The following is a 16,592-nucleotide window of genomic DNA, read 5'->3' as shown; positions in this document are numbered from 1 at the left end:
AGTTGACTCGCCGCCGTACGGGTGAAGATCCCCCACCCCCGGGAGCCGGGCCGTCAGGCTGACGGGCATGATCATCACCTCCGTACGGCGGCGAGTCAACTGACCGCCGGTCAACAGGGGTTCAGCGGAAGATGCCGGTGTGGCCCAGCGAGTAGCGGCCCGGCTGGGGGTAGACCGCGAGTCCGTGCGGGCCGGAGCCGACCTTGACGCGGGCGAGCTGCTTGCCGGTGGTGGTGTCGATCGCGTACACCTCCGCGTCGTAACGCCCGGACAGCCAGAGGACTTTGCCGTCCGCCGAGACGCCGCCCATGTCGGGGCTGCCGCCCTGCGGGAGGTGCCACTTCTTGGTCAGCTTGTTCTGCGTGAAGTCGAAGATGGAGATGGTGCCCTCGCCCCGGTTGGAGACGTACATCTCGCGGGAGTCGCGGCTGACGTAGAGGCCGTGGCAGCCCTTGCCGGTGGGCAGGAACTCCGGTTTGCCGAAGGTCTTTCCGTCGACGATCCACATGCCGTCGGCCATCATGTCGGCGATGTAGAAGCGCTTCCCGTCGGGCGAGATCTTCACGTCCTGCGGCATCGCCCCGTCGAACGGGAGCTTCTGCTGGCCGACGACCTCCATCTTCTCCGTGTCGACCTTCAGGAGTTCGCCGCTGAACTCGCAACTCACCACGAAATAGCGGCCGTCGAGCGAGAAGTCCGCGTGGTTGACGCCGTAGCAGGTGACCGGCACGGTCTTGACCCGCTTCATCGTGTGCGGGTCCCGGAACACCAACTCCCGGTCCAGGGACGCCATCACGACCGCGTACTTCCCGTTCGGCGTGAAGTACAGGTTGTACGGGTCGTGCACCTCGACGGGCTTGCCCGCCTTGCCGGTTCGCGGGTCGATCGGCGTGAGGGTGTGGCCCCGGTTGTTGTTGACCCACAGGGTCTTCAAGTCCCAGGAGGGGACGACGTGTTGGGGCTGGCGTCCGACGTGCAGGGTGTCGACGATCTCGTACGTCTTCGGGTCGATGACGCTGACCGTGTCCGACTCGGTGTTCGGGACGTACACGCGGGACGGGAAGTCCTTCACGACCGGCGAGAGGCGGTTCGGGCGGTCGGCGGCGTACACGTCCTTCGGGTCGAGCACCGGCGGCATGCCGGGCAGGCCCTGGGGCACCGCCTTCTTCACCGGCGCCGGGACGGCGGCCTTCGTGGCCTCGGTGGTCTTCTTCTCCCCGCTCTGGGTGCCGCAGGCGGCGAGCGCCGCGGCGAGGACGAGGGCGACGAACGCAGGACGACTCTTCAACTGAGCAGCTCCGTGGTGGTGACCGCGCGCAGCCCGCGGCGGCCGAGTTCTTCGAGGACGACGGGGAGGGCGGCGACCGTGTCGCGGTAGCCGAAGTGCAGGCTCACGACGGAGCCCGCGCGGACCTCGTCGAGGACCGTCCGGGCGACCTGGTCGGCGCCGGGTGAGGTGAAGTCGAGCGAGTCGACGTCGTACGACAGGACGTGCGGGTACCCGGCCTCCCGCGCGAGCCGCACGACCAGCGGCGACGCGCGCGCGGCCCGCGACGGCCGGAACCAGTTCCCGATCCCGCCGGTCAGCCGCTTGAGCCGCTCACCGCACCCGACGATCTCCGCGCGCGCCCGCGCCTCGTCCATCTCGTTGATCCCGAGATGCCGCTGCGTGTGATTCCCCAGGTCATGCCCCCCGTCGAGCACCCGCCGGGCCATCCCGGGATACGCGTCCAGCCACCCCCCGACAGCCAGCACGGTCACCCGGGCCCCGGCCCGCTCGGCCTCCCCCAGCACCGCCTTCGCGATGCCCGGATCACCGGCCCCGTGAAAAGTCAGCGCGACCTGCGGACGGTTACGGGGCCCGGTCGCGATCTGCGCCGGCTCACGGGGGAAGGCGCGAGGAGCGGGTACGGCGATGAGGGTGCGGGCCGGCGCGTGCGACGGGGTGGTGCCGGGCGCGGCACGGGACGGCTCGGCGCGGCCCGGATCACCACGCCCGGAGCACGCGGCGACGAACACGCCCCCGGCAACAAGCCCAGCACCCGCCCGCAGCGCGGCACGACGGTCGGTCGTAGTCACCTGGCCCATTTAAGGGGCTGAAGGCACCAAAAGGGGTGATTCACCCGCCCGGGGGCGAGAAGGTCGCCGGACGCGGGGTGCCTCCTCGCCGATGGCATGACGAACGCACGGTCATCCTGTCGGGCGATCCTACGAACATCCCTCGGCTCACGAACGCACCTTCAGCAGCAGGACCGTTCGCCCCGGGATCACCACCTCCGTCCCCGCCTCGTGCACGGCCCCCTCCGACTCCTGCGCGGTGTCCACCACCACCTCGTACCGCTCGGCCCACGGCACCCCGGGCAGCGTGAACCCCACCGCCGCCTCCCCCGCGTGCAGCACGGCGAAGAAGCTGTCGTCGACGACCGGCTCCCCCCGCTCGTCCCGCCCGGGGATGTCCCGCCCGGACAGGTACATCCCGAGGGTGGCGGCCGGCGCGTACCAGTCGCCGTCGGTCATCTCCTCCCCCCGCGCGGTGAACCACGCCAAGTCCCGTATCCCGTCGGCGGAATGGGCCCGCCCGGAGAAGAACGCCCGCCGCCGCAGCACCGGATGACGGTGTCTCAGCGCGATGAGCCGCGAACTCAGCTCGAACAGCGACCGCCACCCCGGCTCCTCCAGCAGCCCCCAGTCGACCCAACTCGTGGCGTTGTCCTGGCAGTAGGCGTTGTTGTTGCCCCCCTGGGTCCGCCCCATCTCGTCCCCGGCGACGAGCATCGGCACCCCGGTCGACAGCAGCAGTGTCGTCATGAGGTTCCTCAACTGCCGCTGACGCAGGGCGAGTACACCGGCGTCGTCCGTCTCCCCCTCGGCCCCGCAGTTCCAGGACCGGTTGTCGTCGCTCCCGTCCCGGTTCCCCTCCCCGTTCGCCTCGTTGTGCTTGCGCTCGTACGACACGAGGTCACGCAGCGTGTAACCGTCGTGCGCGGTCACGAAGTTGACGGACGCGTACGGCCGCCGCCCGCCCCAGGCGTAGAGGTCGCTGGACCCGGAGAGCCGGTACCCCATCTCCCGTACGTCGGGCAGCGCGCCGCGCCAGAAGTCCCGTACGGCGCCCCGGTACCGGTCGTTCCACTCTGTCCACAGCGGAGGGAAGGCGCCGACCTGGTAGCCGCCCGAGCCGACGTCCCAGGGCTCGGCGATGAGCTTGACCCGCCGCAGCACCGGGTCCTGGGCGATGACCGCGAGGAACGGGGAGAGCATGTCGACGTCGTGCATGGAGCGGGCCAGCGCCGCCGCGAGGTCGAACCGGAAGCCGTCGACGCCCATTTCGGTGACCCAGTACCGCAGGGAGTCGGTGATGAGGCGCAGGACGTGCGGCTGGACGACGTGCAGGGTGTTGCCGCAGCCGGTGTAGTCGGCGTACCGGCGGGCGTCGTTCTGGAGGCGGTAGTAGCCGCGGTTGTCGATGCCCTTGAGGGAGAGCGTCGGCCCCAACTCCCCCGCTTCGGCGGTGTGGTTGTAGACGACGTCGAGGATCACCTCGATGCCCGCCGCGTGCAGCGCGCGGACCATGCGCTTGAACTCGCCGACCTGCTGTCCCGTCGTCCCCGAGGAGGCGTAGGCGGCGTGCGGGGCGAAGTAGCCGATGGAGTTGTAGCCCCAGTAGTTGCGCAGCCCCTTCCGCAACAGGTGGTCCTCGTGGGCGAATTGGTGGACGGGGAGGAGTTCGACGGCCGTGACGCCGAGCTTGACGAGGTGCTCGATGGCCGCCGGGTGCGCCAACCCGGCGTAGGTGCCGCGGAGTTCGGGCGGGATGCCGGGGTGCAGCCGGGTGAAGCCGCGGACGTGGAGCTCGTAGATCACCGAGTCCGCCCACGGCGTCTTGGGGCGCTGGTCGTCGGACCAGTCGTCCTCGTCCTGGACGACAACTCCCTTGGGGACGAAGGGCGCTGAGTCGCGGTCGTCGCGGACCGTGTCGGCGATGTGCTGCTGGGGCCAGTCGCGGACATGGCCGTACACCTCGGGCGGCAGCCCGAACTCGCCGTCCACGGCACGGGCGTACGGGTCGAGGAGCAGCTTCGCCGGGTTCCAGCGGGCGCCGGTCCAGGGGTCCCAGCGGCCGTGCACACGGAACCCGTAGCGGCGGCCGGGACGCACGCCGGGGACGAAGCCGTGCCAGACCTCGTGGGTGAGTTCGGTGAGACGCACGCGGGTCTCACGAGCGGCACCGCCGACACGACCGGCACCGCCGTCTCCGTCGCCGTCTGCGTCATCGTCGACGTCATCGTCGTCGAACAGGCACAGGTCGACCGCCTCCGCCCCGCCCGCCCACAGCGCGAAGTTGGTGCCGCTCACCCCGCCGGGGCCCGTGCGGACGCGCGCGCCGAGGGGGACGGGAGCGCCGGGCCAGACGGGCGGCGCCGGAGGGCGGCGCTCCGCCTCCTGGCTCAGGGGCGTGGCTGGCTCCTGTTCGGCTGTGCTGGACACCGGTCGGCCCCTCTTCGTCCTGTCCGCCGCCGGGACACCCCGCCGGATGGGTACGGCGTGGCGCGGCTCCCCGGCGTACGGTCGTCGTCCTCCCCCTGTTCTGCCCAGCGGCTGCCGCGCGCAGACCGGGGGTCGTACTCATGTTTCCTTTTCACGTTTCCCCGGGGTGTACCCGCTCGTTGTACGGGCGTGACGTATGGACAGAGACGCGCGGGTGCCGCGCTGGTCGTCGTGGTGGCAGGGCTCGTCGCCGGGTGTACGGCCGGGGACGGGCGCAGTGGGATGGACCGGCTGCTCGGGAAACCGGCGGCTGCCCGGGACGTGATCCGGGTGACGCCGGACGACGGGGTGAAGGGGGTGGGGGCGGACGGGAAGCTGCGGGTGCGGGTGCCGTTCGGGAAGCTGGAGTCCGTACGGGTCGCGCGCGTGCAGGACGCGCAGGAGACCCTCGTACCCGGGAAGATCGTGGACGACGGCGGGAGTTGGCAGCCGGACGACGACCGGCTCGCGCTCGCCGCGCGGTACACGGTGGACGTCGTCGCGCGCGACGAGTCGGGCAACCGGCTGGCGCGGCACAGCACGTTCACGACGTTCGTGCCGGACGAGCGGTTCATCGGGTACGTCGCTCCGGAGAACCGTTCGGTCGTCGGCACCGGCATGATCGTGTCGCTGGAGTTCAACCGGGAGATCGTCAACCGCGCGGACGTGGAGCGGGCCGTCGAGGTCACCGCGGACCCTCCGGTGGAGGTGCGCCCGCACTGGTTCGGCGGCGAGCGGCTCGACTTCCGGCCGCGCGCGTACTGGAAGCCGGGCACGCGGGTCACGGTGGCGCTGCGGCTGCGGGACGTCGAGGGGGCGCCCGGGGTGTACGGGCTCCAGTCCAAGACGTTCTCGTTCACCGTCGGGCGCGACCAGGTGTCGCTGGTGGACGCCGCCGGCCACACGATGGAGGTGCGGCGGGACGGGCGGCTGCTGGCGACCGTGCCGATCACCGCGGGTTCGCCGAAGACGCCGACGTACAACGGGAAGATGGTCGTCACCGAGATGCTCGACGTGACGCGGATGAACAGCCGGACCGTCGGGTTCGGCGGGGAGTACGACATCCCGGACGTGCCGCACGCGATGCGGCTGACCGATTCGGGGACGTTCCTGCACGGGAACTACTGGGCGCCGTACGCCGTTGGACGGGTGAACGTGAGTCACGGGTGTGTGGGGCTGAGGGATGTGAAGGGGGGTTCGTCGGAGACTCCGGCGGGGTGGTTCTTCGACCGGAGTCTGGTCGGGGACGTGGTGGAGGTGGTCAACAGCCGGGACAAGACGGTGGCGGCGGACAACGGGCTGGGCGGCTGGAACATGGGCTGGAAGGAGTGGGTCGCGGGAGGTGCGGCCGGGTAGGGGGAGGGGGTGTGGGTCCTTTGCGACGAAACGGTGACGTTTACCTGACCAGATGGTCAAATGACGGCGGTTAGGATGCGCCAGTGATCGCGCGGCGAGCGCGGGGGTGGGGGCTCTGACCAGGGGCCTCGCGAGGGGAGAACGACGTGAACGTGCGGCCGATATCGGGGGCGTCGGTGCGAGGCCGGAAGCGGGGGCTGGCGCTGATGTCCGGCGTCCTCCTGCTCGCCGTCACCGCGTGCGGCGGGAGCGGGAACTCGAGTTCCGCCGACTCCGGCAAGAACGACACCAAGGGCAAGCCCGCCGACAGCGCGCAGAGCGCCCAGTCCGAGGCGGTCGTCAGCATCCTCCCGGCGAACGGCGCGACCGCCGTGAACACGAGCGGCACGCTGAAGGTGACCGCCGCGAAGGGCAAGCTCACCGAGGTCGTCGTCAAGGACCCGAAGGGTACGGCGGTCAAGGGGGCGATCTCCGCCGACGGCGCCGGCTGGACGCCCGCCACGCACCTCGCCGCCGCCACGAAGTACCAGGTGCACGCGGTCGCCAAGGACGCCGGGGGGCGCCAGGCCGCCGAGGACTCGACGTTCACGACCCTCAGCCCGAAGAACACGTTCACGGGCAACTTCACGCCCGAGGACGGCTCGACCGTCGGCGTCGGGATGCCGTTCTCGATCCGCTTCACGCGCGGGATCACCGCGCCGGACGCCGTCGAGAAGGCCATCGAGATCAAGACGGTCCCGGCCGTCGACGTCCAGGGCCACTGGTTCGGCAACGACCGCCTCGACTTCCGTCCCGAGCAGTACTGGAAGGCCGGTACGAAGGTCACCGTCAAGCTCAGCCTCGACGGCGTCGAGGGCCGCAAGGGCGTCTACGGCGAGCAGTCCAAGACCGTCTCCTTCACCATCGGGCGCAACCAGGTGTCGATCGTCGACGCCAAGAAGCACACGATGAGCGTCCAGCAGAACGGCAAGACCATCAAGACGATCCCCGTGACGACCGGCAAGCCCGGGTACGCCACCTGGAACGGGCAGATGGTGATGAGCGAGAAGTACAAGGTCACCCGCATGAACGGGGACACCGTCGGCTACGACGGCGAGTACGACATCAAGGACGTCCCCCACGCGGTCCGCCTCACCGACTCGGGCACGTTCGTGCACGGCAACTACTGGGGCGGGGACGCCTTCGGGAACTACAACGCGAGCCACGGCTGCATCGGGCTGCGCGATGTGCGGGGCGGGTACGACAGCGACATCGCCGCCGCGTGGTTCTTCGACCACTCGATGATCGGTGACGTCGTCGTGGTCAAGAACTCGACGGACCCGGTGGTGAACCCGGCGAACGGGCTCAACGGCTGGAACATGTCGTGGGCGGAGTGGACGAAGTAATTCGTTTCAGTAGGTAGGGGGTGGCTTCGGTGCTGTGACTCACGGCACCGAAGCCACTGTCGTTAGTGACCCTTAACCTGCTCCCATGACCGTGAATCTCGAAGTCGCCGAAGGCGTCGGCACGCTGCGGCTCGACCGCCCGCCCATGAACGCGCTGGACACCGCCACGCAGGACCGGCTGAAGGAGCTCGCCGAGGAGGCCGCGCGGCGGGACGACGTACGCGCGGTGGTCGTGTACGGCGGGGAGAAGGTGTTCGCGGCCGGCGCGGACATCAAGGAGATGCAGGCGATGGACCACGCGGCGATGGTGCTGCGCGCCCGCGCGCTCCAGGACGCGTTCACGGCCGTCGCGCGGATCCCGAAGCCGGTCGTCGCGGCGGTCACCGGGTACGCGCTGGGCGGTGGCTGCGAGTTGGCGCTCTGCGCGGACTACCGGATCGCCGGGGAGAACGCGAAGCTGGGCCAGCCGGAGATCCTCCTCGGCGTGATCCCGGGCGCGGGCGGCACCCAGCGGCTGGCCCGGCTGATCGGCCCGTCCAAGGCGAAGGACCTCATCTTCACCGGCCGCATGGTGAAGGCGGACGAGGCGCTGTCCCTCGGCCTCGTGGACCGCGTCGTCCCCGCCGACGAGGTGTACGCGCAGGCGCACGCGTGGGCCGCGAAGCTCGCGCAGGGTCCGGCGATCGCGCTGCGCGCCGCGAAGGAGTCGATCGACACGGGCCTGGAGACGGACCTGGAGACGGGTCTCGCCGTGGAACGCACCTGGTTCGCGGCGCTGTTCGCGACGGAGGACCGGGAGCGGGGGATGCGGAGCTTCGTGGAGGAGGGTCCGGGGAAGGCGAAGTTCCTCTGAGGGAGCAGCTGTTGCGCCGTAAACCTGATCGGCCTGTGAGGTATCCCCTTGCCGAATCGCCGTACAGGGTCTTGCAATTGACGTGATGTCTCATCCGGGTCCCTCGATGGGGCGGTTTGTGGGAGCCTTGGGGTGACCGCGAGTCAGCCGTGTCGAGGGAGCTGTCGATTGCCGTCGAGTGAGCCGTCTCCGCAGCTCGGCGGGGGTCCGCCGGGTCACCCTGTGCCGGGGTCATATGCCAGGGGCGCGGCGGGCACCGGAAGCTTGCAGGGGGCGTATTCCCCCGGAACGGCCACGGACGGCGCTCCGGGCCGCCATGATGGGGGCATGGCGGGGCTGGAGGGTTTCGAACAGCCGCGGGGACACGGGCGTGTGGACGACGCGGCGCGCTGGTCGCCTGCGGTCGAGGACGAGCGGGCGCTGAGGGCCGTGGAGCTGTTCGGCGATCCCACGGAGGCCGAGGTGCCGCTCCCGTCCCGCCCGGAGTCGGCGGCGGCGGCCCGGCGTCTCACCCGGTTCGTGGTCCTCCGCCGGTGGGGGCTCACCCCCAAGCTCGCCGAGGACTCCGTCCTCCTCGTCTCCGAACTCGTCGGCAACGCCGTACGCCACACCGGCGCCCGCGTCTTCGGCCTGCGCATGCGCCGCCGCCGCGGCTGGATCCGCATCGAGGTCCGCGACCCCTCCCGGGGGCTGCCCTGCCTGATGCCGGTCCACGAACTCGACGTCAGCGGGCGGGGGTTGTTCCTCGTGGACAAGCTCTCCGACCGCTGGGGGGTCGACTTACTCCCGCGCGGGAAGACGACGTGGTTCGAGATGAGGGTGGGGGAGAGGTAGTCCCCGAAGTTGTGCAAGTCCGCTGATGTGTACGGCCGTTGTGGCTTCGTGACTGACGTGCGAAACCGTTTGTCGCCGGGGCCTCGCGGGCGGGGCCATGAGTGCGGCCCTGGCCTCGTACGAGGAGCAGAGGATCGCCGGTCACGACGGGGTCCTGGCCGCTGGGTCGATCGGCTGAGGCGCGGTCGTTGACCAGTGGACACAGTGTTGGTGGTTGCGGGAGTAGCGGTTGTTCTGGGCGTCGCGGTGTTCCTGGCGGATCGTGTTCTGCTGGCGATGGAGGCACGGGGCTGGATCTACTGGCGCAAGACCAAGGGCCTGTCGTCCATCGGTGTCGACCTCATCCAGGAGGGTGACCCCGGGGCCCAGGCCGTCAAGCGCGCTATGGAACAAGAACGCGTGCGCAAGAACGTCAGGCCGGCAGAAGACCCGCCCATCCGGGTGGACCTGGACGCCGGCACGGTGCGGTGGCGCCGCCGATCGGCAACCGGTGTCAGGGCTCACCGATGAAGCCGGCCGTTGACGCGCCGGATCAGCCGAGGATCTTCCGCTCGTACGCCACCGCGACCGCCGCCGCGCGGTCGCTGACGCCCAACTTGGCGTAGAGATGGGTGAGGTGGGTCTTCACGGTGGCCTCGCTGATGAACAGCTCGCGTGCGATCTCGCGGTTCGACGTGCCCTTCGCGACGAGGGCGAGCACTTCGCGCTCGCGTGCGGACAGGGGCTCGCTCGCGGGGGTGCGGACAGCGGTGACGAGGCGCGTCGCAACCGCCGGGGACAGGACCGTACGGCCGTCCGCCGCCGCCCTGACCGCCGTGAACAGCTCGTCGCGCGGGGCGTCCTTGAGGAGGTAGCCCGTCGCGCCCGCCTCGATCGCGGGGAGCGTGTCGGAGTCGGTGTCGTACGTCGTCAGGACGAGGACCTTCGCGCGGGCTCCCGTACGGGTGAGGCGGCCGATCGCCTCGACCCCGCCGCCGCCCGGCATCCGCAGGTCCATCAGGATCACGTCGACGGGGCCGGCGGCGACCGCGGCCAGGACGCCGGTGCCGTCCGCGGCTGCCGCGACGACGTCGATGTCGTCGGCCAGATCCAGCACCGCGGCGAGCGGTTCGCGGACGGTGGCCTGGTCGTCGGCGACGATCACGCGCAACGGCCGGGAGTTCTCGGTGGGTTCGCTCATCGGGGGATCACTGCCTCCACGTGCCAGCCGCCTCGGTCCGGTCCCTCGGTGACCGGCCCAGCGGTGAGGGTGCCGTCCAGGAGGGCGACGCGTTCACGCATGCCGATCAGCCCCATGCCGCTGCCGGCCCCCGCGTCCACCGTACGGGTGGCGGGCCGGTTGCGGACGGTCAGCGTCGTGGCGGAGGCGGAGAAGGACAGCTCCACCCGCACCTCGCCGCCCGGCGCGTGCCGCGCGGCGTTGGTCAGGGACTCCTGGGCGATCCGCAGCAGGTTCTGGGTCACCCGGGCCGGCAGCTCCACGGCACGCCCGTGGACGGTGAGCGCGTCGCGGTGGCCGGACGACTCGATCATCGCGGTGAGGGTCTCCACCAGCGGCAACGCGTCCTCGCGCAGGGCGTGGACGGTCCACTGCGCCTGCTTCAGGCTCTCCTTGACGAGGCTGTGGGCCTTGTCGTTGGCGGCCCTGACCTTCTCCAGGTCGCCGGTGTCGAGCAGCGCGTCAGCCAGTTCCAGCTGCATGTTGATCCCGGCGAGGGTGTGCGCGAGGACGTCGTGCACGTCCCGCGCGATCCGGCCGCGTTCGGTGAGTACGGCGGCCTGCGCCTCGGCCCTGGCGGCCCGCTCCGCGCTCTCGGCCGCCGACAGCGCGGCGGCCACGGCCTGGTGCTGGACCCGGTTGAGCATCCCGATCAGGACCGGCGCGCCGGTGGTGAGACCGACGGCCCAGGGCAGCTCCTGGTGGCCGGGCCCGATCCCGAAGTACAGGACGCCGCCGCACAGCAGGCCGCAGGCCAGCGCCAGGACGGCCGCCTGCCTCGCCGGCAGCCGGTACCCGATGTGCCCGCAGAGGAAGAAGGCGAAGAGGTACCCCGTACCGCTGCGGCTCGCGCCGGTCAGCGCCGCCGCCGCGAGGACCCCCAGCGACAGCCAGACGACGGCGGCACGCGGCGGGACCCTGTCCGCGGGCAGCCCGCGGGCCAGCAGCGCCGCGCAGTTCAGGACGAACAGGACCGCGACCACCAGTCCCTGCCCGCTGACGTCCATCGGCCGGATCGTCACGGCCCCGCTGACGATGACCGCCGCGGTCAGGACCCACTGCACCCGGGGGTCCCGGCCGGGGATCGGCCCGAGCGCGGCCGGCGGGGAGGGGGCGGAGGCGGGAGGCACGGCCAGACCATAGCTCACGGCCGGACCGCGACCCGGTCAGCGGCGGAGGCGTCCCGCCCGGCCGTCAGCATCCGGCTCCGTACGAAGATCGTGGCCAGCCGCGTGACGACCTCGGTGAGCGCCATCAGGACGAAGGCCGCCACCCACGCCTGCTCACCGGTGATGTGGTGGGCGAGGCTGAACCGGGCGACGTCGTCGGCGCCGCCGCCGTACTCGGTCCACAGCTGGAACCCCATCCGGGCCCCCATCCCGAGCACCCACAGCAGCGCGGCGACCGCACCCGCCTTGACCAGAACATGCTCCCCGGCGGCCCGGACCCGGGTATACACGCCGCCCGCGACCCCGAGCGCGGCACCCACGGCCACGAGCGCGCCGACCAGTATCAGGTCGTTGCCCCCGGTGGGGACGGAGTCCAGATACGTGTGCGCCACGAAGGCCACGATCCCCAGCGGGATCAGAAAGGTCTTGAGGTCCAGCCGGTCCTCCCGCAGCTGCCGGAAGACGACGAGCAGGAGAGCGATGTCGGTGATCCACTCGGTCGTTGTCATGCCCCCAAGCCTGCTGCCGGAAGGCCCGCGAAGCCTGGACCCACGGGTGGAGCTCCGGGTGGAGAAACAACGGCCCCTCATCCGGGCCCGGCGCCGGCCGGGGAGAACGCGGAGATCACGTACGTCGCCTCGTCGTCGACCGCGTTCCGGTCCTCGTCGAGGACGACGCGGGTGGGCCGGCCGCCGGGGGCGTACTCCACCGCTGCGGTGTCGGCGCCGTTGGCGCGAGCGGTCTTCAGGCGGCTCAACAAGGCGCCGATGGTGGGGAGTTCGGCGTAGGCGGCCTGTCTGCGGCTGTCGGGGTCCGGGGCCGTCACGGCGGTGACCTTCCCGTTCCGGACCGTGATGCGGAAGGTTCCCGCGAGGACCTGGCTCTCGGCGGCGAGGGTGTACGTGTACGACCCCGGCTCCCGCCAGGTCGGATCCGCTCCCGGGTACGTGCGGGTCTCCCCGCAGGCCGTGGTGGTCAGGGCCACGGCCAGGGTGAGGACGGAGAGGTGGCGCGCGGTGGTCATGGGGTCCCCCTTGTGACGGTCATGACCTGGACGCCGGGGGCCTACTTCGCGTTCAGCGCGGTCACCAGCTTCTCCGCGAGCTTCTTCGCGCTGGCCGAGCCGTTGGCGGGGCCGTCCGTCGAGAGGACGCTGACGACGTTCGTGCCGACGCGGGAGGCGATCAGGGTGGTGCCGGTCTCCCAGGCGTCGCTGGTCAGGGTGATCGTGTAGGCCTCGTCGCCGAGCGCGGGGGTGGTGGTGCCGGTGATCTTCACCTTGCTCTTCGTGTCCGAGTCCGTGTAGCTCGGGCAGGCGGCGACGACCTTCTTCAGCGCCGTCATGACGTCCGTCGAGGTGGTGCCCCGGTACGCGTCGATCTCCTGGTCCAGCTGGGCGGTCGTGTTCTTGTTCAGGTACGACGCCTGCGCGAACGAGACGCCCTTGATGCCGGTCAGCTCGATCCACGCGGTGCCGCCGAAGCCGGCGCAGTCGGGCTTCTGCGCCGTCGTCTCCGGCGCTCTGTACGTGTCGCCCGTGTCCCGCGTGACCGTCGCGTCCAGCTCGAAGCCGGCCGCGAAGTACGTCGCCGGCGCGAGCGCCTTCTTCAGCTCGGTGCCGGTCAGGATCCCCTTGTTCGGGTCCGCGGGCTTGGCCGGCGTCGCCTTGGCCGCAGCCGGCTTCGCGTCGGAGTCCGAGTTCGAGGAACAGGCCGCCAGGGCGAGGGGGAGTGCGGCGGCGACGGCGAGCGTCTTGAGGGTGCGGGAGCGCATGGGTGTCCTTGAGCAGTCGTACACAAACGTGTGGGCCTGACGGTCGCCAGGCCCGGAAGGTTGATCATAGAAAGGTAAAGGACACGGAAAAGTCTCTAAATGTCCAAAGGTGAACCAAAGACTGCGCGTTTTCTTCACATGGCGGATGCTCAGCGGCCGTACGGAGGGGCGTACGGCGCCGGCGCCCCGTACCGCACCGGAGCCGGCCGCGGCTTCGGGTCGAACGCGGCGAAGAGCAGCAGCGCCGTCCCCATCGCCGTGCCGAAGAGGAGGACGAAGCCGAAGATGCCGTCGCCCGCGCCGTCCTCCAGGGCGATGAGCCAGGTCCAGACGGCGGCCTCGTACGTCACGAAGGACGCGCACGCGGCCCAGTCGGAGGGCAGGCCGCGGCGGAGCGCGAGGTAGAGGAAGGGGATCCAGAGGAAGAGGCCGAACGTGCCCCACACGGGCAGCGTCCAGGCGATCCGCTGCCCCCAGCCCGCCTCAAGACGCTTCGCGGAGCGTGAACTCGGCGGTGGCGTCGAGTAGTTGTAGCCGCCTGGTATGCCTGCCATGCCGTCCTCATCCCCGCCCTCGTGTCCGGTCAGCGTAGGACACCGGGTTCGGCGGGTCCGACGCGCGGCTCCCCTTTACTGTGGCGTGGGGGATTCTTGTGACGATCGGAAACGGCTGTTTCCGGGACGGCGGGGGCGCGGTCGGCTACCTTGCGACGCGCACGTTTGAACGAATCAAGGGGTGGGAATGGCAGAGCACCGGCAGTCGAGGAAGCGCAGATACATCGCGTGGGGCGTGGCGAGCGCCGTCGTGGTCGCGGGGGGCGCGGTCGCGGCGCAGCAGTCGATGGCCGCGACCGTCTGGCCGGCGCAGAAGACGTACACGGGGCGCGCGTTCGACACGTGCACCGCCCCCTCGCTCGCCGCGATGAAGGCGTGGAAGGCCGACGGCTACTACGGCGGCGCGGCCGTCTACATCGGCGGCAAGAACCGCGGCTGTGCCCAGCCCAACCTCACCAACTCCTGGGTGAAGTCGGTGAATGCGCAGGGCTGGAAGCTGATCCCGCTGTACGTCGGCGCGCAGCCGCCCTGCCAGACGGGGTCCAGCCCCGAGAAGATCAGCGCCGCCACGGCGACCTCCCTCGGCGCGGCCGACGCCGCCGACGCCGTCGCCAAGGCGTCCGCGCTCGGCATGAAGGCCGGCAGCCCCGTCTACCTCGACATGGAGGCGTACGACATCACCAACAAGGCGTGCAACGACGCCGTGTTGGCGTATGTGCGCTCGTTCACGAAGACCCTGCGCGGCAAGGTCTACCGCGCCGGGTACTACGGATTCACCTCCTCCAGCGCCAAGGCGATCGCGACGGCCGTCAACAAGACCGACCTGCCGGGCAACCTCTGGTACGCGCTGTACGACGGGAAGGACACCACGACCGCCGACTGGCCCTGGGGCAAGGACCAGTTCACCGGCCACAGCCGGGGCCACCAGTACCTGGTCAACAGCAAGGAGAAGCGCGGCGGTTACACGATCACCGTCGACCGCAACGCGTGGGACGCGCCGGTCGCGATCGTGGGCTGACGTCCGCAGGAGCCTCTCGAACACGCGCCGGACGGCACCCCCTGAGCGCGTGACGCGGGCGCGGCGGTGCCCCAAGTCCCGGTGAATCGTTGGTCGAATGGGTTGGCCCCAGGCGTACCACTGCCTACCATCGATCACCGCAAGACTTTGTGCACCGCCGCACAAGCTCCTACAGGAGGTCTCCTTGCACCGCCGTCGTCGCACCGCGCTCCTGCTGACCGCCACGATCGCCGCGGCAGCCCCCCTCCTGACCGCCTGCGGTAACGACGCGCACCCCGGTGCAGCGGCCGTCGTCGGCGGCCAGCGGATCACCGTCTCCCAGCTGGAGAGCCGGGTCAACGAGGTCCGGGACGCGCAGCGCGCGGCCGTCGAGGACGACGCCCAGTACGCGCAGGCCATCGCGCAGACCGGCACGCTCACGCGGGACACGCTGCACGGGATGGTCCTCGACAAGGTCCTCCAGAAGGCCGCCGAGAACGCCGGGGTCTCCGTCAGCCGGCGTGAAGTCCAGGAGATGCGGGCCGGGTTGGAGCAGCGGGCCGGCGGGGCCGAAGGGCTGGAGACGGCCTGGCTCCAGCAGTACGGGGTACCGCCGCAGCGGCTCGACGAGAACCTCCATCTCCAGCTGGAGGCACAGAAGCTGGCGGCGAAGCTGGGGACGGAGACGAGCCGGCCGGAGTTCTGGAACGCGCTGTCGACGGCGTCGAAGGAGCTGGGGGTGGATCTCAATCCCCGGTACGGGGGATGGGACGTGCGGAAGGTGAGCCGGGTGGACGCGACTACGCCGTGGGTGCGGGAGATCAGCGCGGGGGCGTAGGGGAGAGGCTGTGGGGGTGCGCGTGACGGCATACAAGATGGTCGTACGACTTTCACTCCCAGGCTGTGGATAACTTTCCGGGCGGGATCGGCGGGTGGGTTACGTTCGGTGTGTGAACGAAACCAGCCCCGCAGATCCCGCGCGGTCCACCGGCCGCATCGTCCTCCTCACCACCAGCCACCGCGTCGCCCCCGGCCTGCTCTCCTGGCCCGCCTGGCAGGTGCTCCACGCGGCGGACCTGGTCGTCTGCGCGGACGGTGCGCATCCTCAGGTGCCGTATCTGCGGGAGGCCGGGATCGCCGTCTCCGTGGCCGCGCCCGGTGCCGAGGAGCTGGTGGCCGAGTGCGCCGGGGGGCGGACCGCGGTCGTCGTCGCCACCGGCGAGGGGGAGCCCGCCCTCACCGACGGGCTCGCCCGTCTCGCCGGGTCCGGGCGGTTCGCCCTGCCCGAACTGGAGCTCCTCCCCGCCTCCTACGACCTCCCCGGCGCCCGTCTCCTCGACCTCGTCCAGGTCATGGACCGGATCCGCCTCGCCTGCCCCTGGTCCTCGCAGCAGACCCACAAGGGGCTCGCGAAGTACGCGGTCGAGGAGTCGTACGAACTCGTCGAGGCGATCGAGGAGGGCGACTACGACGAACTCCGCGAGGAACTCGGCGACGTCCTCCTCCAGGTCGTCTTCCACGCGCGCATCGCCGAGGACGCGGAGGAGGAGGCGTTCTCCATCGACGACGTCGCCGCGACGATCGTCACCAAGCTGATCCACCGCCACCCGCACGTCTTCGGTGACGCGGTCGCCACGACCCCCGAGGAGGTCAAGGCGCACTGGCTGCGCACGAAGGCGATCGAGAAACGCCGGGCCTCCGTCACGGACGGCGTCCCCCTCCACCAGCCGGCCCTCGCCCTCGCGGCCAAGCTGACGTCCCGGGTCCGGACGGCCGGGCTGGACGTGCCGCTGCCGGGCGGCGAGGGCGTCGGGTACGAACTGCTGGCGCTCGCGGCTCGCGCCGAGGCGGAAGGGGTGGACCCGGAGGCGGCGTTGCGGGCGGCGGCCCGGGTGTACCGGGAGGCGGTTCGGGGGGTCGAGGGG

Annotated in this window: 17 protein-coding genes; 8 read left to right on the top strand and 9 right to left on the bottom strand. The window is 70.9% G+C overall.

Annotated features, from left to right (window positions below):
• Positions 1-121: 121 nt before the first annotated feature.
• The 3 genes from AOK24_RS24910 to glgX form a co-directional block, all read right to left on the bottom strand.
• Positions 122-1,288, bottom strand: a complete 1,167-nt coding sequence (locus tag AOK24_RS24910) for a YncE family protein (RefSeq protein ID WP_055722306.1) — start codon at positions 1,286-1,288, stop codon at positions 122-124.
• Positions 1,285-2,079, bottom strand: a complete 795-nt coding sequence (locus AOK24_RS24905) for a polysaccharide deacetylase family protein (protein ID WP_420876687.1) — start codon at positions 2,077-2,079, stop codon at positions 1,285-1,287. The genes AOK24_RS24910 and AOK24_RS24905 overlap by 4 nt, the downstream gene beginning before the upstream one ends.
• 147 nt (positions 2,080-2,226) lie before the next feature.
• Positions 2,227-4,488, bottom strand: a complete 2,262-nt coding sequence (gene glgX, locus AOK24_RS24900) for a glycogen debranching protein GlgX (RefSeq protein ID WP_055722304.1) — start codon at positions 4,486-4,488, stop codon at positions 2,227-2,229.
• 189 nt (positions 4,489-4,677) lie between these two features.
• On the opposite strand from glgX, the gene AOK24_RS24895 reads away from it, so the two are divergent.
• The 5 genes from AOK24_RS24895 (at position 4,678) to AOK24_RS24875 (ending at position 9,465) form a co-directional block, all read left to right on the top strand.
• Positions 4,678-5,883 (top strand): L,D-transpeptidase, encoded by a 1,206-nt coding sequence (locus AOK24_RS24895; RefSeq protein WP_055722303.1) that lies wholly within the window; start codon positions 4,678-4,680, stop codon positions 5,881-5,883.
• Positions 5,884-6,029: 146 nt separating this feature from the next.
• Complete coding sequence (locus AOK24_RS24890) at positions 6,030-7,268, top strand: L,D-transpeptidase (RefSeq protein WP_079056984.1); 1,239 nt, start codon at positions 6,030-6,032, stop codon at positions 7,266-7,268.
• Positions 7,269-7,353: 85 nt separating this feature from the next.
• On the top strand, positions 7,354-8,121 hold the full coding sequence (locus AOK24_RS24885) for an enoyl-CoA hydratase/isomerase family protein (protein ID WP_055722302.1): 768 nt from the start codon (positions 7,354-7,356) through the stop codon (positions 8,119-8,121).
• A gap of 327 nt (positions 8,122-8,448) precedes the next feature.
• Complete coding sequence (locus tag AOK24_RS24880) at positions 8,449-8,955, top strand: ATP-binding protein (protein ID WP_055722301.1); 507 nt, start codon at positions 8,449-8,451, stop codon at positions 8,953-8,955.
• Positions 8,956-9,150: 195 nt separating this feature from the next.
• Positions 9,151-9,465, top strand: a complete 315-nt coding sequence (locus AOK24_RS24875; RefSeq protein ID WP_240554107.1) for a hypothetical protein — start codon at positions 9,151-9,153, stop codon at positions 9,463-9,465.
• Positions 9,466-9,487: 22 nt separating this feature from the next.
• On the opposite strand, the gene AOK24_RS24870 is transcribed toward AOK24_RS24875, so the two are convergent.
• The 6 genes from AOK24_RS24870 to AOK24_RS24845 form a co-directional block, all read right to left on the bottom strand.
• Positions 9,488-10,135, bottom strand: coding sequence for a response regulator (locus tag AOK24_RS24870; RefSeq protein WP_055722300.1), 648 nt, complete (start codon positions 10,133-10,135; stop codon positions 9,488-9,490).
• Positions 10,132-11,238 (bottom strand): sensor histidine kinase, encoded by a 1,107-nt coding sequence (locus AOK24_RS24865; RefSeq protein ID WP_055722307.1) that lies wholly within the window; start codon positions 11,236-11,238, stop codon positions 10,132-10,134. Before AOK24_RS24865 ends, AOK24_RS24870 begins: the two co-directional genes overlap by 4 nt.
• An 80-nt stretch (positions 11,239-11,318) precedes the next feature.
• Positions 11,319-11,852, bottom strand: coding sequence for a hypothetical protein (locus AOK24_RS24860; protein WP_055722299.1), 534 nt, complete (start codon positions 11,850-11,852; stop codon positions 11,319-11,321).
• A gap of 77 nt (positions 11,853-11,929) precedes the next feature.
• Entirely contained in the window at positions 11,930-12,367 is a 438-nt protein-coding gene (locus AOK24_RS24855) for a DUF6174 domain-containing protein (RefSeq protein ID WP_055722298.1), read from the bottom strand.
• A gap of 41 nt (positions 12,368-12,408) precedes the next feature.
• On the bottom strand, positions 12,409-13,116 hold the full coding sequence (locus tag AOK24_RS24850; RefSeq protein ID WP_055722297.1) for a hypothetical protein: 708 nt from the start codon (positions 13,114-13,116) through the stop codon (positions 12,409-12,411).
• Between the two features lie 149 nt (positions 13,117-13,265).
• Positions 13,266-13,670 carry a hypothetical protein gene (locus tag AOK24_RS24845; RefSeq protein WP_055722296.1) on the bottom strand — a complete coding sequence of 135 codons (405 nt, stop codon included), beginning with the start codon at positions 13,668-13,670 and terminating at the stop codon, positions 13,266-13,268.
• A gap of 187 nt (positions 13,671-13,857) precedes the next feature.
• Between AOK24_RS24845 and AOK24_RS24840 the strand changes: the two genes are divergently transcribed.
• The 3 genes from AOK24_RS24840 to AOK24_RS24830 form a co-directional block, all read left to right on the top strand.
• Positions 13,858-14,688, top strand: a complete 831-nt coding sequence (locus AOK24_RS24840) for a glycoside hydrolase domain-containing protein (RefSeq protein ID WP_055722295.1) — start codon at positions 13,858-13,860, stop codon at positions 14,686-14,688.
• A 184-nt stretch (positions 14,689-14,872) separates the two neighbouring features.
• A complete protein-coding gene (locus AOK24_RS24835; RefSeq protein ID WP_055722294.1) occupies positions 14,873-15,505 on the top strand; it encodes a SurA N-terminal domain-containing protein in 633 nt (210 codons plus the stop codon).
• A gap of 112 nt (positions 15,506-15,617) precedes the next feature.
• Positions 15,618-16,592: nucleoside triphosphate pyrophosphohydrolase (locus AOK24_RS24830; protein ID WP_055722293.1), on the top strand; the 975-nt coding region annotated here is incomplete at its 3' end.

Origin of the sequence: Streptomyces niveiscabiei (assembly GCF_001419795.1) — a bacterium.
Lineage (GTDB): Bacteria > Actinomycetota > Actinomycetes > Streptomycetales > Streptomycetaceae > Streptomyces > Streptomyces niveiscabiei.
Note: the sequence above shows the minus strand (reverse complement) of the source record. Positions and strands in the feature narration are given on the sequence as shown.

What these genes read in the sequence shown, in the direction of transcription:
- AOK24_RS24885 (WP_055722302.1), top strand. Translation starts at nt 7,354, where the DNA reads ATGACCGTGAATCTCGAAGTCGCCGAAGGCGTCGGCACGCTGCGGCTC.
- AOK24_RS24880 (WP_055722301.1), top strand. Translation starts at nt 8,449, where the DNA reads ATGGCGGGGCTGGAGGGTTTCGAACAGCCGCGGGGACACGGGCGTGTG.
- AOK24_RS24870 (WP_055722300.1), bottom strand. Translation starts at nt 10,135, where the DNA reads ATGAGCGAACCCACCGAGAACTCCCGGCCGTTGCGCGTGATCGTCGCC.
- AOK24_RS24860 (WP_055722299.1), bottom strand. Translation starts at nt 11,852, where the DNA reads ATGACAACGACCGAGTGGATCACCGACATCGCTCTCCTGCTCGTCGTC.
- AOK24_RS24855 (WP_055722298.1), bottom strand. Translation starts at nt 12,367, where the DNA reads ATGACCACCGCGCGCCACCTCTCCGTCCTCACCCTGGCCGTGGCCCTG.
- AOK24_RS24850 (WP_055722297.1), bottom strand. Translation starts at nt 13,116, where the DNA reads ATGCGCTCCCGCACCCTCAAGACGCTCGCCGTCGCCGCCGCACTCCCC.
- AOK24_RS24845 (WP_055722296.1), bottom strand. Translation starts at nt 13,670, where the DNA reads ATGGCAGGCATACCAGGCGGCTACAACTACTCGACGCCACCGCCGAGT.
- AOK24_RS24840 (WP_055722295.1), top strand. Translation starts at nt 13,858, where the DNA reads ATGGCAGAGCACCGGCAGTCGAGGAAGCGCAGATACATCGCGTGGGGC.